Raw genomic sequence first — 14,646 nt, forward strand, 5'->3', positions numbered from 1 at the left:
ACTCCTTGCTTCTTAAGAAACCGTATATTTTAAAATATTCGGTTAAAGAAAAGGGGTGAGCGCTGTTCTGTTAATTTCAAAACTGGAATTTTAGAGGTAAGATAAGGGTAAAGAAATAGAGGGGGAAGCAAATGAAAGCATGGAATTATATGCGGATCGCGAGGCCTACAACAAAAATTGAACCAATGAGGCATTTCTATGGCGAAGTGTTAGGTCTCAAGCTGATTGGAGAATTTAATCACAACGGCTATCACGGGCTACTGTACGGCTTGCCGGACCAGACAGTCCATCTCGAACTTTTACAAAGTGATCATGATCTTGAAACGAAAGCACCCTCTAAAGATCATTTACTCGTATTCTACTTAAATACCAAAGAAGAAATTGAGCAGCAGAAGAGCTATTTTAGAAAGTATGGATTTGAACCTGTAGAGCCGCTGAACCCATATTGGAAGGATAAAGGGTATACCTTTGAGGATCCTGAAGGCTGGCGCATTGTATTTTGTATCGATATTTCAAAATACGAGCAAGGAGAAAAATTTTAGAAACGAAAAAAAGGTGCCTAAGCAAGAGGCACCTCTTTTATTCAAAGCAGAATGTTCCTCAATTAGTTAGTAGAATCAGCAAGTTTTACGAGAACGTGGGACATGTGCTTGCGCTCTTCTTCGTTCGCGGCGTTCCAAAGTTCGTTTAACACTTTTTCCTCACGGTTACGCGGCTCCTCGTGATTGGCGAGATAATCAGCCACACGCTTGGCGCCTTTTGTAAGTCCTTCTTCACCTAAACCGAGCTTTTCACCTTTGTTGACCTGGTCACCAAGATAGTCCTTAAACGTTTGGAAATTCTGCATAATGTCATCTTTTTTTTCTTCGCTCATGTTTGCTGCTACATTTTTAGGGTCTTTATTAGCCATTGTATCTCTCCTTTCATATAGTTCTGCTAGTTCCACGTGCCAATGCCGCCTAAACGTTTAATGGTTGGTGAATGTGCTCGTAGAATAATAATTAATAGAACAGGTTTGTTATAATCTTTTGTTTTGAAGAGTTTGTTAAGGAAATGATAGGATATGAAATTATATTTTTAAAATGAATGATTCCGCGAAAAAGGGAGCGAATTCTATCTCTTTTAATTAACATAGTCAATAAAAAGAAAGGAGGCGGACTTCTTTTAGAGAAGGCCTTACCCTATGAAAATCATTCGAATTACTTTGCAGATCTCTATATTTTATCTTTTTTATTTAATAGGAGAAGGGCTGCGCGAACTGTTAAACTTATCGATCCCCGGCAGCATCATCGGGCTGGTCCTTCTCTTTAGCTGCCTGTCTCTCAACCTCTTTTCTGTCCGGTGGATAGAAGAGGGATCGATATTCATGCTTTCTTTTCTTCCGTTATTTTTTATTCCGGCAACTGTCGGAGTCGTGAACTATCCGTCCTTTCTTTCAATGAACGGAGTTTTCTTAGTATTCATCGTTAGTGTGAGCACACTATTGACGATGATCGCGGCAGGGAAAATCAGCGAAATCTTTTTAAAAAAGGAGGGTGGTGATTGATGGTGGCCATTCTGATGTTTGCTGTAACCATAGTTGTCTTTTTACTGATGAGCCGCCTATACACCCGCTTTCATAATCCGTTATTAGCACCTGTTTTAACATCGACGCTGCTCATTGTCCTTATGCTCGTCATTTTTCAAATTCCATATGAAACGTATATGAAGGGAGGCCGGTGGATCGATACTTTTTTAGGCCCGGCTGTCGTTGCCCTCGCCTATCCCATGTATAAGCAGAGAAAAGAGATCCTGACTTATTTGCTGCCGGTACTCTCCGGGGTTCTGGCTGGACTTGTGACAGCTCTTGGCACCGGCCTGTTATTTGCCAAAGCATTCGGTATTGACCGTATCCAGATCCTCTCCATGGTTCCTAAATCATTAACCACACCCGTCGCGATCCCGGTTTCAACAGAAATCGGAGGCATTCCTTCAATGACGGTGGTTTTTACAATGGTTGCGGGATTTACCGGGCTTATCGCAGGTCCGCTTCTGTTAAAATGGACGCGCATGACAAGTGCGATGGGACAGGGGATCGCTTTTGGAAGTGCCTCTCACGCATTAGGTACATCAAAAGCTTTAGAATACGGGGAAGAGACAGCTTCGATGAGCTCGGTCGCGATGAGTCTGACTGCCATTTTCGGATCTGTGCTCGGACCTCTATTTGTATGGATATTCCAAATTTAATGGGTAAGAGGTTTTTAGTGGAAAGATGATTTCGCGGATAAATGGAACGTTTTCGAGAGTGTTTCACGTGAAACAATAAAAAGGAAGGGACGGTCCCTTCCTTTTATTTTGGAAGCTTCTTTCAGTGATAGCTCTTATGTTTATTATTAAGGCGCTGTGATGGTTTGTGCGTAAAAGCGAGCGGTATTCTATCCCGATAACAAATAAAAGAAAAACTTTACATAAGACGCGAAATAAATGCTGTCGCGATTCCAAAAAAAATGAGTAAAGATAAAATATCATTAATCGTTGTGATTAAAGGACCAGAAGCGACAGCCGGGTCTATTTTTAACTTATATAAAATAAGCGGGATGACGGTGCCGGCGATCGTTCCGATGATCAGTGTGAGCAGCAGGGAACTTCCAACGACAAGCCCCAGGGTGATATTCCCCCGCCATATATATGCGATTAACGAGATGAGAATTCCGCAGGTGACGCCGATAATCATCCCTACCCAAAGTTCGCGTGAAACCAGTTTAGCTACCTGCTTAAAATTTAAATCCTGAGAAGCTAATCCACGTACGACAACAGCGAGTGACTGAGTACCTGTATTTCCTGTCATGCCGGCAATCATCGGCATAAAGAAAGCCAGTGCGACCACCGTTTCCAACGTCGATTCAAAGCTGCTGATAATACTACCTGAAATCAGCCCGATAAATAATAACAGAATCAGCCAGGGCAGACGTCGGTAAGCGGCTATGAGCGGTTTTGTTGAAAAATCAATTGCTTTACCGGAGGCGGATAGCTTTTCAATATCTTCGTTTGCTTCCTGATAGACGACATCAAGGACATCATCGACCGTGATCACACCGACCAGCCGATCGCCTTCTTCAACAATGGGGAGGGAAACGAAATCATATCGGTTAATGATACTGGCGACTTCTTCCTGGTCTGTATGCACATCTGCTTTAACGACACGGGTGTACATGATGTCTTCAATTTTATCGGTGATTTCACCCAAAATAAGATCTTTATAAGAAACGACCCCGACCAGACTTTTTTCTTCATCGATGACGTACAGGTAGTTAAGATATTCGGCGAGTTCCGCGAAGTCTTTAAGCTTATCGACGGCTTCCCTGACCGTATAGTGACGTGGAATCCATACATACCGGTTGTTCATAAAGCGCCCGGCTGTTTCTGGCGGGTATGTCATCATATTTTGAACGATTTTCGATTCTTCATCTTTCATTTCCGAAAGCAGTTCTTTAATCTTTTCCGGCTCCATGTCCGTCAGCAGTGAGGCTAAATCATCATTCTCCATTAAGTCGAGAACTTTCGTTGATTTTTTCCTTCCTAATCTTTGCAGCACATCAAGCTGATCCCCCTGATCGAGTTCTCCCATAAGACTGGTCAGCTGATCAAGAGTTAAATACAGCAGATATTTATCGGAATGTTTGACGGGAATATGGTGATACTGCAGGGCGATATCGTAAGGATGCAGTTCGCTGATGATATGCTGGAAAGCTCTTTTCTTGCCATCTTTTAATGATTGTATAATTGCAAGGGTAATTTCGTTTTCTGTCATGGCCAGAGACATGGGAGACCCCTCCAGTTTAGTTCCTTAATATAACTTTCCCTATTTTCCTGTTTAATATGAAGGCGCTGTTAAAGAATGCTGATAAGAACAGGGGGACTACTGCGAGGCTCCCCTATTTTATGAAAAATCAACATTATCAATTAACAAGCCGTCGTATATAAATAGTTTTTACAATTTATTCGGCTCAATTATTTAAGTGCTGGGCGGAGGGGAGGAAATCGTGACACAAAATAACTTCATTTATGGAAATGGGTAAACGTACAATCAATGGACGATTGTCCTGCGTATAAAATTATGTAACGTAAAACAGCGAAAGAGAGGAGGCTGGGTGAAATGAACAAAGGTTTCCAAGGATTTCACGGCCAAAACGACATGATGGGGCAAAACGACGTGATGGGTCAGCAAGCCCAAAACAACATGATGGGTCCTGGTCAAGTAATGGGTCAAAGTCAGGATTACGATGACGATGATGATTATGATAATAATCAAGTTGCGCCTGCTGTGCAGCAGCCAACTGAGACAATGCCTGCTCAGGTTGAACCTGTAAGGGAATTCACCGAGAATTTTAATCGAGAGGTGCTAATCCCAGTTGTTCATCCGAGTCATACGACTCAAATTCATCATACGCATTATAAATATTTGCATTCTTATCCGCATACCTGCTCCGTAGTTAACACTTATTCCTGTGAGAATGTTCGTGTTCCTTACCCTCCACAAAACTGGATGGGGCCGCAGCGTCCTAGATGGTAAAAAAACTAAATAGGTTTAGTAAGAAAAGATATAGGCATACTCGCTCCTCCTATATCTTTTTTTATGTTCTTCTAAGGATCATAAGGGTATCAATCCACCATCCTTTGTCAAAAATAGAGACATGGGAGGTGTGACATTCATGGCGAAAGATGTACTGTGTGAAGTAAACAACTGTAAATATTGGGATCATGGGAACAAATGCAGCGCGGAGGCTATCTATGTAGTCAGCCATAGCGGCAAACAGGCTTCCAAGCAGGAAGAAACCGACTGTAAAACATTCGAACCTCAACATTAAAAAAAAATTAAAAAACCTGACGGGTAAGCCCATCAGGTTTTTTCGTTGTCTAGGAAATTATAAAATTCCAAGCTGTGGATATATATGTTTATAATAGCGGCATCCAGCTCCAGCGCCCAGACACTCGCGTCATAAGCCATCCGGCCTGCTAAAAGGGAAGGCCACCTTCCTCCGGACTTTTTGCTTATGCGTTTCGTGTCTACCAGAGCGCTTTAAGCCTTTGTTCGTGACGCAAGTCTTGCGCGAGGGGCTGCTTAAAAAACGGCCTGCCGATACCCAGCAGCGAAGCGCGGAGGCTTGGCCGGACGTTTGCTTCAAAGCGAAAGGGGACCCGCTCCTGCTAGCAATACGGAAAGGCGGATTCGACGAAAATTTTCCATTATCTTTTAAGTCTTAATTTAATGACCCCTAAGAATAATAATAAAAGGAGGTAAGTGAGCATAGTAACGAAGACCGACGCACAAAGCAGGAGAATCTGGTTTGTCGTAACTGTACTTAAATAATCAAACGTGCCATGCCCGACAAAACCCATAATTGCCCCTGACAATCCGACTTTTATAAAGTCTCCCGGAACAAAGCGAAAGCCGACAAGCTTAGATATCGTAGCAAAGTGAAGCAGCGTTCCGAGAATGACGCTGGCGCTGATGCCTAAACAAACACCGTAAATCCCAAAATCCGGCCGGGAAGCCAGTAAAAATATAAAGGCTAGTTTAGCTGCATTTGCAATCAGGTCGTTCACCATAACAAGGTTTGCTTTTCCTAACCCGGTGATAACTGCTTGCAGCGGTATTCGGAAATACTGAAGCAGGTGAAAAGGAGCCATCATTTTCAGCAGGATTGCAGCTTCCGGTGAGTTGTATATAACCGTCGTCAGCTGATCGGCAAACAGCCACAGCACAAGGGAACTTGGCACGCCGACGATTAAGGCAATCCGAATCGACTGCTGGGTCCTCTTGTGAATCAGGCCTGTCGCGTTCTGCTCTTTTGCTTCACTGATCGCCGGTATTAAAGGAATGGACAGCGAATTCGTAACAAAGCCTGGCAGCATTAACAGCGGGATGACAAACCCCATAACGATCCCGAACTGCTGAGTGGCCAGGGCTGTACCGACCCCGGCAATCGCCAGACTCTGGGTAATAAGAATCGGCTGAATAACTCCGATTAATGAGTGGATCAAGCCGTTTCCCGTTGTCGGGAGTCCTGTATGCATTAAGTCAAAGAAGACACGCTTGCCCTTGTCCACTTTAGAAAAAGGCTGACGAAACGAAAAGCGCCGGCGCTTGAACCATTTAAAAGCAGACATTAAATACAGTAAGGAGAAAGCTTCCCCAATAATTCCGCTTAACACAGCGCCTGCTGCCGCAAACTCCAGTCCATAAGGAAGCAGCCACTGAACGAATAAGAAAATAAAACCGATTCTTGAGAACTGCTCAATCACCTGTGAAAGGGCAATCGGAGTCATATTTTGCTTTCCGCGAAAATATCCCTTAATGACTGAAGAAACCGCTATAATAGGAATGATTGGAATAACGGCAAGCAGTGAGTAGTAAGCGCGCTGGTCGGTAAGGAAAATCGAGGCCAGCACTTTTGCTCCAATGAGCGCTCCGCCCATTAAAAGGATACCGATCACACTGGTCGTCGTTAAAGAAACAATCAGTATCTTTTTCACCCGCTGCGGGTCATTTTTTACTTCAGCTTCAGCCACAAGCTTCGATATCGCAACCGGAAGCCCAAGCGTTGTTAGCGTAATTAATAAGCCGGTCACAGGCATCGCCATCATGATGAGGCCGACCCCTTCAGGACCTAATACATTAGCCATGACGATCCCATTTGCAAACCCTAGAATCCGGGTGATCAGGGCGCCGATGGTGAGAATGATTGTTCCTTTAAGAAGACTTTGTTTGGTCATATGTCCACTCATCCTTTACCTTGTCCATATTTGATATATATGGCAGGAAAAGATGAAGTTGCTTTCTTTTATAGAAAATCTTTTAAATACTTTTTTAGACGCAGGGAGAGGATATACGTGCAGCAGGGCCAAATTATTCTGCTTAATGGTGTATCAAGTTCAGGGAAGAGCACTCTGGCAAAGCAGCTTGCTTCAAAGCTTAGGAATTATTTCCCGTTAAGCATTGATGATTTTGATGAACTCATTGAACGAATGGAAGATCGCACGCTTGAAAAGCTGATTCCAATTCCGACCGAGCACTTTTTTCATCAAACGACTGCTATGTTTTCTGATCGGGGGATCAACCTGATCGTGGATCAAATTCTACATAATGACGATACGATGAAAGACGCCTTCACAGTGTTAAAAGATTATCCTATTTTCTTTGTAGGGGTGCATTGTTCTCTGGATGAACTGGAAAGAAGAGAAGCAGCTAGGGGCGACCGCACGATCGGCCAGGCAGAAAAGCAGCTGGCATATGTTCATCAGCAGGGGGAAGTGTATGACGTTACAGTAGATACTTCTCAGGGAGAGGCAGCTGATGTTGTGATTAAACAATTAAAAAGTCAGAAGTCTGCCAAAGGCTGGAAATCGACTTTGAAAAAAACGGGCTTGAAATAAGTGGAAAATGTGTTAATCTTAAACTATATTGTTATGCAATATAGTATTTTTTAACCAACTACCTTGTAAAACAACTTAGTTGTACCAAAAGGAGCGAATCAATTGTCTTCAAGTCAGATACTCAAAGGGATTTTGGAGGGGTGTCTTCTCTCCATCATTGGAAAAGGAGAAACGTACGGCTACGAAATGATGGAGAAGCTGAATGAGCATGGTTTCTCCATGGTGAAGGAAGGAAGCATCTATCCTCTCCTGCTGAGGATGAAAAAGGAAGGCCTCGTGACGACAACGCAAAAGAAACTGCCATCAGGCGGACCGAAGCGGAAATATTATGCGTTGACCGCTGAAGGAGAAGAAGAGCTTCACAATTTTAAAGTAAAATGGGAAAAGATTTCTCGCAGTGTTGACCATTTATTACGGGAGGAAAGAAAGGATGACATTATCTAAACAGAGTGAGGAGTTTCTTGAGAACCTACAATTATACCTAACGTCAGCAGGAAGAAGTGAGCATCAAATTGAAGAAATCGTCGGTGAACTGGAGGACCATTTAACAGAAGCAGAAAGCGAAGGCAAGAATGTCGACAGCCTGATCGGCCAATCGCCAAAGGAATATATGGAGCAGATTGCAGCAGAGATGCCTTTAAATAGAAGGACGGTTTTTCAATATATATCGATGATTATACTGGGGGCGTTTGCTTACATTTTACTCGGAGACGTGATCAACGGCGGCATCACATTATCGGTATTAGAATTGGCCGGTTATCCAATGGTCGTAATTCTTTTCACACTCCTTACAGCGGCCGTCTTTCGTTACATGGCAAGCTCAAGTCCACGAAAAACTAAGGAGTGGATCCTTTTTGGGATACTGGGCTTTACTCCGATTGTGCTGTTTGGAGCTTTAATTTTTGCCAATCAATATTACTCAACGAGTTCCATTGAATTCAATACCGCTGCCAACGTTATCGCTGCTGTAGCAGCCGTTGCTGTTTTTGTAGGAATGGCTATCTGGAGTAAAACGTGGTTTACGATCATTATACCGCTGCTGCTGTTTGTTCCTGAATTATTAGTGAAGCTGACCAGCTTTACAAAGGAGACGCAGCTGGCGGTGTCAAGCTCTGCCATGTTTATCGGGATGATGACTTACTTATTCTTCATTGGCCGAAAAGCAAAAGCAGAGGAAAAAAGAACTTCATCCCTTTAGTGGAATGAAGTTCTAAGGCTGTCGAGAAATATCGGGCAGGCGCTCCAGCACTGCCGTCTCTCAAAAGGAGAATATTTTTCCGTAACGTGCCAACAAACGGGCGAATTAAGACACCAAAACACGGTTTTCGCTTGCACATCAGCCATTCTTTCTCTTAAGCTGCTTCTTTCTCTTAAGCTGCTTCTTTCTCAGGGGCAGGGTCAGGGGTCGCCGCATCAATCATTAAAAAGATGGCCGAGAGGATATGCATAATCATTCCAACTACCGGGATCCAGCCGATGCAGGAGGTAATAATCCCTAAAACACTTCCCCTCGAAGCTCCCTTGACCTGTTTTGTTAAAACTAAAGTAATAATATGAAGGGCAAGCATAACGGCAAGCGGCGTCCAGTAAAGCGAAATAATAAGGGCACCTCCAAAAAAAGGTATAGCGAGAATGGCTTCAAGTGCTCCGGCAACCCACTTTAAAACTCTTGATGCTGACATCTTTTCAGCCTCCTTTAGATAAATATCTCAACTTCGTAAGGATAGTATACGGATCGGGGACACTGGGTAGAACTGGAGAAAATAAAGGGGAATAGCCTTATTTTTTCAGTTGTGATCTCTTCTTATAGTCCTGTATTTTTCCTTATTATTCCTTCATAACCTTGAATTGTATCTCTTTTACTATTACTATGGACTCAGAGATGTTATAAGGGGGAAGGGAATTGTCTAATAAAGTAATCGGTTTAACCATTTCAATCCTTATCTGCTTTGGCGTGGCAGGTGCCATTGGATATATGGCTTATGATATTCTCATGGGCGGCAATGAAGAAGCAGCGGGCTCTGAAGAAACGGAGAAAACAGAAGAGACAGAAGGTCAGAAAGTGGAAGAGCTGTCTGAGGACAAGCTTGCTGAAGGGGATGCGGAAGAATTAATTCCTTTCGGTGATCAAGCTGAACATGAAGAACTAACCGATCGGGACTATCAGGAGTATATCCATCAAATGTCCCACCAAAAAGTAAAGGCCGGCAAAAAGTGGGGTTTTTATTTAATTACAGATGAACGGGTCAATTGGCTTCTTGAAGGGTTAGAGACTGCAGATCTAAAGTATAAAGACAAGTACGCCGGCATTCTAAATACTTGGCAGGATGGAGATTTCTCATCAGCTGACGAGCACCATAACGCGATGTGGAGCCTGCAGGGGGGCACAGTAGGAAGATCATTTGGTGTATTATCAGAAGCTGAGGAAGAAGCTTTTATTGAAAGCAGCAAAGAATAATATGAAAGGGAAGGAAGTGCTTGAATGAAAAGCGATGATTTAATTAACCAGCTGGGACTAAAAGCCCACCCAGAAGGCGGATTTTATAAACCAACCTACGAATCAGATATCTCCACTGAAACTCCTCATGGAAAGCGAAGTTTGTACACAAGCATTTATTTTCTGCTGCGTTCTAAAGACGTTTCTCACTTTCACAGGCTTCAATCGGATGAGCTCTGGTATTTTCACGGAGGAAGCCCGCTCACTGTCCATATGATCACACCAGAAGGCGAATATAAGGAAGTGAAGCTCGGCCTTAATATCAGCAGAGGAGAAGTGCCGCAATTCGTCGTGTCAAAACATACGATATTCGGTTCTTCTGTAGATGAAGAGGATACGTTTTCTCTGGCAGGCTGTATGGTCTCTCCCGGCTTTGATTTTGAGGACTTTGAGTTATTTGAAAAACAGGAGCTGATGAAGCAATATCCTCAGCACCGCAAAATCATTAACAAGCTTGCTTATGAGAAATAAGGGCTGTCCGAACGGTTTATAATGTGAAAACCTCGAAGGAAATGAAAATTCTTCGAGGTTTTTCTTTTGGCTTTATATTTATTGGTTATGTAAGAAGGGCAGGGAAACGGCGAGCCCCCTGCAGAAAAACGGCCTGCTTACCGCAGTGAGGGACGAACGAGGAGGCTTTTTTCTTATGATTTTTTCATCGGCCAGAACAGCACTCGTCTGGCTTCCGCGTAATGAAGGAGAAATTTCCCCCCGGAAAAAGCAGAAGGAGGTAAAGGCGAAAGATTATATGTTTCAAAATGACCGGAAGCATCATGGATTTTCCACGGTAAGTGATGCACGCCTATCGAATACAAGGAATCATTAACAGGTGTCCATAAATAATAGCGTTCAACGAGCCAGTTTGCCACGCTTCCTTTTTCTGGGGAGTAACCGGCAGACACCGGACGCCAGGTTCCTTGCAGCAGAGCACCTGATTTTCCTTTTCGCTTACTATAGTAATGAAACGTATCTCCTTTCCTGGTCATGTTCATAGACGCGTAATAATAAGGCAGAGTCGTAGCTCTGGCTCCTAACACGTCTAATAGCTTTTCAGCATCGAGACTGAAAAAGCAGATTCCTGGAACGCCGTTTCTTTTAACATATGTACGCACATTGAGTTCTAAAAAAGTATGAAGGTAAGGGATCTTCGGGATCATTCGAAAATGCATGCCGCTTACTCGAAAGGGGATGATAGAGATCCACGCCTCGCCTTCAAATGTATCTAATTCCAGCCCGGCTGGAATGAAAGGGAGGAGAGCTTCCTTATCTACGGAGTGATGCATAAATAAGGTGTGGTCCCATTGTTGAGAGAATACCCATGGTCCTTTAGGAAGCGGAGAATCACGATATTCGGTTTTTGAAAGAATATCTTCATACATACGACCACTCCTATAATAGATAGGCTAAGGGTTTCCATGGACGAACCGATCAAGCTTCTTCGATCGTCCTTCATTGCGGGGTCTCGTCAGATAGTCCCGTAATCCCCTCAAAATCACTACATCCTTTGGCAGAAATCCAGGATAGAAAACAAAACAGGCACGGGCGGATGAAGGGAGGAGGGCTCACCCATGCCGTACCTGCTTTGTTATATTGATTACACTCTACCCTAAATGACTGTCAATTATTCTCCTTGCCTTTAGATACTTCACTGACAACCGCATGATATTATACGTGATCCTGCTATATTTTGGGTGTAGCTGCATTTAGCAGCAGAGTCGTTATTAAAAGGACAGTGTGATAGAATTCTAGTTATTGAAACCGTTATCATAAAGGGGTTAATTTACATGCTGTCCATTTTAAATGATTATAAGGATGGAATTTTTGAGACGTTCTTTGGAAACGTCAATCACTGCATTGTGATCGTCGATAAAAAAGGCTATATTTCATACATGAACGAAGGTTATTGTGAATTCTTAAAGGTTGATAAAGCAGCAGTAAAAGGAAAGCATGTCACTGATGTCATTAACAATACAAGGATGCATATCGTTGCGGAAACAGGAAAGGAAGAGATGGCTGATATTCAGTATATCCGCGGCAATTATATGATCGCCAACCGCGTCCCGCTGCGCTCTGAAGGGAAGCTCGTCGGAGCGCTTGGGATGGTTCTGTTCCGTGATACAGAAGAATGGCTGAAAATGAATAGTCACATTAAGGCACTTCTGATGGAGCTTGAAACTTACAGAAATCAAATGAATAAGCAAAGTGGAGCCAGCTATTCTCTGCACGATATTATTACATCTTCTCCGGAAATGCAAAAGGTGAAAGACAAGGTGAAAAAGCTGGCAACCGGCGACGTGTCCGTCTTGTTAAGAGGGGAAAGCGGAACAGGCAAGGAGCTTTTCGCCCACAGCATCCACCAGCTGAGTGAGCGTCATACGAAGCCTTTTATAAAGGTCAACTGTGCCGCCATTCCTGAGCATTTAATAGAGTCTGAGCTGTTTGGTTATCAGGAAGGAGCTTTTACAGGTGCTAAAAAAGGCGGGAAGCCCGGAAAATTTCAGCTCGCGGATGGAGGCACTCTTTTCCTTGATGAAATCGGCGATATGCCCCTTCACACTCAAGTGAAAATTCTGCGTGTGCTGCAAGAGGGAGAGGCAGAAGCTATTGGTGCTGTGAAGCCGCAGCAAATTGACGTGCGGATCGTGGCGGCGACCAATCAACCACTGGAAAAGCTGATCGAAACACAAAAGTTTCGCAACGATTTATTTTATCGGATTAATGCAATGCAGGTGTTTATTCCTCCATTAAGGGAGCGTCCGGAGGATTTACGGGTCCTTTCTAAATATCTTTTACAGAAGCTTACAGACCGCATCGGAAAGCGGGTCGCTGAGTTTGCCCCTGAGGTGCACAGCTGTTTTCAAACTTATGATTGGCCGGGGAATGTCCGGGAGTTAGAGAATGTGATTGAATCCGCTGTCTATTTAACAAATGAAGAGACCATTCAGCTTGGCGATCTCCCTGATCATATGCGGTACAAATATAATCCCGAAGAACAATCGTTGAAGGAGATTCTTGAGGGTACAGAGAGAAAGGCTATTGAACAGGCTTTAAAAAGGTGCAAAGGCGACAAAGTTAAGGCTGCAAAAGCTCTTGGAATTGGGAAATCCAGCTTTTATGACAAAGTGAAAAAGTACGAGTTATCAATCATTCCGTAATCCTGGAATCACTTTCCGGATTACCGGAATGATTTTTTTATCGCTTAATTGTAAGGGTTTTCATAAATTGAGTCAGTATATAGAGATCTCTTTTCCGGAAATCTGGAATAAAAAAATGGCGAATATGAGAAAACCTTATCGAATCAGCGTTTATAAAGTTGGCATGAATTTTGCATATATAAGGGTGAAGGGAGTGTTACATGGATGAAAACCATTTATTCATCATTCGAACAGGCAGTAAAAGATATAAAAGACGGGTCTGTCATCATGGTCGGCGGTTTCGGGCTTGTCGGTATACCGGAGAACTTGATTCTCGCTTTAGTAGATTCAAAGGTTAAGCACCTTACAGTTATCTCTAACAATTGTGGAGTCGATGACTGGGGGCTTGGACTTTTGTTGAAAAATAAGCAGATTGATAAAATGATTGGCTCTTATGTTGGTGAGAATAAAGAGTTTGAACGACAGGTACTTTCAGGTGAATTGGAAGTTGAACTGACACCACAAGGGACGCTGGCCGAACGGATTCGTGCAGGAGGAGCAGGTATTCCGGCATTTTACACACCAGCAGGGGTCGGTACTCCTCTAGCAGAAGACGGGGAAGTCAGGAATTTTGATGGAAAAGATTATCTGCTTCAAACCGGACTGCGTGCTGATTTCAGCCTTGTCAGGGCAGCCAAAGGTGACAGGCACGGCAACCTCATTTATAACAAAACGGCCCGCAATTTCAATCCGATGATGGCAGCAGCCGGAAAAACAACAATTGCGGAAGTAGAAGAGTTCGTTAAGACAGGAGAACTAGAGGCGGATCAGATTCATACCCCAGGCATTTACGTACAAGGACTCATTCAGGGAGCTCAGGAAAAGCGGATTGAACGATTAACACTTAGGACACACGCATAACCACTAGGAGGGAAATTAATGAAATTAGATAGAGCCCAAGTGAGAGAAAGAATTGCCCGGCGAGCTGAGCAGGAAATTGAAAGCGGTTACTATGTCAACTTAGGAATCGGAATGCCGACAATGGTAGCGAACTACATTCAAGAGGATAAAGAGGTCGTTCTTCAGTCGGAAAACGGGCTGCTTGGGATTGGAAGATCCCCTTATGAAGAGGAAGTGAACCCGGACTTAATCAATGCCGGAAAGGAAACGGTGACCGAAGCGCCAGGAGCCTCTTATTGCGACAGCGCAGAGTCTTTTGCCATGATACGCGGCGAGCATTTGGATCTGGCCATACTCGGCGGTATGGAAGTTTCAGAGAAGGGTGACCTTGCCAATTGGATGATTCCAGGAAAAATGATTAAAGGCATGGGCGGAGCGATGGATATTGTCCATGGAGCTAAGAAGATCGTCATTATCATGGATCACGTCAACAAACACGGTGATCCGAAAATTTTAAAAACGTGTCAGCTGCCATTAACAGGGCAGGGAGTGGTTGACCGCATCATTACAGAACGCTCGGTCATCGATGTTACGCGGCAGGGCCTTGAATTAGTGGAGGTTCTAAATGGATGGACAGTTGATGAAGTAAAAGTTTCTACAGAGGCTGAGCTGACAATAAGCTAGCAGTTAATGGAAAGT

At 43.6% G+C, this 14,646-nt stretch carries 18 protein-coding genes; 13 read left to right on the forward strand and 5 right to left on the reverse strand.

The features are described 5' to 3' along the window. Positions 1–131: 131 nt before the first annotated feature. Entirely contained in the window at positions 132–542 is a 411-nt protein-coding gene (locus HUS26_RS17015; RefSeq protein WP_173918233.1) for a VOC family protein, read from the forward strand. 62 nt (positions 543–604) lie between these two features. Here the strand turns inward: HUS26_RS17015 and HUS26_RS17020 are convergent, their stop codons facing one another. Continuing rightward, a complete protein-coding gene (locus HUS26_RS17020) occupies positions 605–910 on the reverse strand; it encodes a DUF3243 domain-containing protein (protein WP_173918234.1) in 306 nt (101 codons plus the stop codon). A gap of 273 nt (positions 911–1,183) precedes the next feature. Here HUS26_RS17020 and HUS26_RS17025 point away from each other — a divergent pair, with 273 nt between their 5' ends. Both HUS26_RS17025 and HUS26_RS17030 read left to right on the forward strand, forming a co-directional pair. Then, a complete protein-coding gene (locus tag HUS26_RS17025) occupies positions 1,184–1,546 on the forward strand; it encodes a CidA/LrgA family protein (RefSeq protein WP_173918235.1) in 363 nt (120 codons plus the stop codon). Further along, positions 1,546–2,226, forward strand: coding sequence for an LrgB family protein (locus HUS26_RS17030; protein ID WP_254434305.1), 681 nt, complete (start codon positions 1,546–1,548; stop codon positions 2,224–2,226). Before HUS26_RS17025 ends, HUS26_RS17030 begins: the two co-directional genes overlap by 1 nt. Positions 2,227–2,443: 217 nt before the next feature. On the opposite strand, the gene mgtE is transcribed toward HUS26_RS17030, so the two are convergent. Further along, the gene (gene mgtE / locus HUS26_RS17035) at positions 2,444–3,802 is read right to left on the reverse strand and encodes a magnesium transporter (RefSeq protein WP_173918236.1); all 1,359 of its coding nucleotides are present in this window, start codon (positions 3,800–3,802) and stop codon (positions 2,444–2,446) included. Positions 3,803–4,135: 333 nt separating this feature from the next. On the opposite strand from mgtE, the gene HUS26_RS17040 reads away from it, so the two are divergent. Both HUS26_RS17040 and HUS26_RS17045 read left to right on the forward strand, forming a co-directional pair. After that, complete coding sequence (locus HUS26_RS17040; RefSeq protein WP_254434228.1) at positions 4,136–4,552, forward strand: CotD family spore coat protein; 417 nt, start codon at positions 4,136–4,138, stop codon at positions 4,550–4,552. Positions 4,553–4,691: 139 nt separating this feature from the next. Continuing rightward, positions 4,692–4,847, forward strand: a complete 156-nt coding sequence (locus tag HUS26_RS17045; protein WP_173918237.1) for a DUF1540 domain-containing protein — start codon at positions 4,692–4,694, stop codon at positions 4,845–4,847. 379 nt (positions 4,848–5,226) lie between these two features. Here the strand turns inward: HUS26_RS17045 and spoVB are convergent, their stop codons facing one another. Continuing rightward, positions 5,227–6,756, reverse strand: coding sequence for a stage V sporulation protein B (gene spoVB, locus HUS26_RS17050; RefSeq protein ID WP_173918238.1), 1,530 nt, complete (start codon positions 6,754–6,756; stop codon positions 5,227–5,229). Between the two features lie 117 nt (positions 6,757–6,873). Here spoVB and HUS26_RS17055 point away from each other — a divergent pair, with 117 nt between their 5' ends. The 3 genes from HUS26_RS17055 (at position 6,874) to HUS26_RS17065 (ending at position 8,614) form a co-directional block, all read left to right on the forward strand. Then, complete coding sequence (locus HUS26_RS17055) at positions 6,874–7,416, forward strand: chloramphenicol phosphotransferase CPT family protein (protein WP_173918239.1); 543 nt, start codon at positions 6,874–6,876, stop codon at positions 7,414–7,416. Positions 7,417–7,518: 102 nt separating this feature from the next. Continuing rightward, positions 7,519–7,860 (forward strand): PadR family transcriptional regulator, encoded by a 342-nt coding sequence (locus tag HUS26_RS17060; protein ID WP_173918240.1) that lies wholly within the window; start codon positions 7,519–7,521, stop codon positions 7,858–7,860. Further along, entirely contained in the window at positions 7,847–8,614 is a 768-nt protein-coding gene (locus tag HUS26_RS17065) for a DUF1129 family protein (RefSeq protein ID WP_173918241.1), read from the forward strand. The genes HUS26_RS17060 and HUS26_RS17065 overlap by 14 nt, the downstream gene beginning before the upstream one ends. A gap of 172 nt (positions 8,615–8,786) precedes the next feature. On the opposite strand, the gene HUS26_RS17070 is transcribed toward HUS26_RS17065, so the two are convergent. Continuing rightward, a complete protein-coding gene (locus HUS26_RS17070; RefSeq protein WP_173918242.1) occupies positions 8,787–9,098 on the reverse strand; it encodes a hypothetical protein in 312 nt (103 codons plus the stop codon). 221 nt (positions 9,099–9,319) lie between these two features. On the opposite strand from HUS26_RS17070, the gene HUS26_RS17075 reads away from it, so the two are divergent. Both HUS26_RS17075 and HUS26_RS17080 read left to right on the forward strand, forming a co-directional pair. Next, positions 9,320–9,874 carry a DUF6241 domain-containing protein gene (locus tag HUS26_RS17075; protein WP_173918243.1) on the forward strand — a complete coding sequence of 185 codons (555 nt, stop codon included), beginning with the start codon at positions 9,320–9,322 and terminating at the stop codon, positions 9,872–9,874. Between the two features lie 24 nt (positions 9,875–9,898). Continuing rightward, positions 9,899–10,384, forward strand: a complete 486-nt coding sequence (locus HUS26_RS17080) for a cupin domain-containing protein (protein WP_173918244.1) — start codon at positions 9,899–9,901, stop codon at positions 10,382–10,384. A 173-nt stretch (positions 10,385–10,557) separates the two neighbouring features. On the opposite strand, the gene HUS26_RS17085 is transcribed toward HUS26_RS17080, so the two are convergent. Then, positions 10,558–11,292, reverse strand: a complete 735-nt coding sequence (locus HUS26_RS17085; protein ID WP_173918245.1) for a YqjF family protein — start codon at positions 11,290–11,292, stop codon at positions 10,558–10,560. A 405-nt stretch (positions 11,293–11,697) separates the two neighbouring features. On the opposite strand from HUS26_RS17085, the gene HUS26_RS17090 reads away from it, so the two are divergent. The 3 genes from HUS26_RS17090 to HUS26_RS17100 all read left to right on the forward strand — a co-directional run bounded on the left by HUS26_RS17090 (position 11,698) and on the right by HUS26_RS17100 (position 14,631). Further along, the gene (locus HUS26_RS17090) at positions 11,698–13,068 is read left to right on the forward strand and encodes a sigma-54-dependent Fis family transcriptional regulator (protein ID WP_173918246.1); all 1,371 of its coding nucleotides are present in this window, start codon (positions 11,698–11,700) and stop codon (positions 13,066–13,068) included. Positions 13,069–13,272: 204 nt separating this feature from the next. Beyond that, positions 13,273–13,968 carry a CoA transferase subunit A gene (locus HUS26_RS17095; RefSeq protein WP_173918247.1) on the forward strand — a complete coding sequence of 232 codons (696 nt, stop codon included), beginning with the start codon at positions 13,273–13,275 and terminating at the stop codon, positions 13,966–13,968. A gap of 18 nt (positions 13,969–13,986) precedes the next feature. After that, positions 13,987–14,631 carry a 3-oxoacid CoA-transferase subunit B gene (locus tag HUS26_RS17100; RefSeq protein WP_173918248.1) on the forward strand — a complete coding sequence of 215 codons (645 nt, stop codon included), beginning with the start codon at positions 13,987–13,989 and terminating at the stop codon, positions 14,629–14,631. The last annotated feature ends 15 nt before the right edge of the window (positions 14,632–14,646 follow it).

Source organism: Halobacillus sp. Marseille-Q1614 (assembly GCF_902809865.1).
In the GTDB taxonomy this organism is placed as follows: domain Bacteria; phylum Bacillota; class Bacilli; order Bacillales; family Halobacillaceae; genus Halobacillus_A.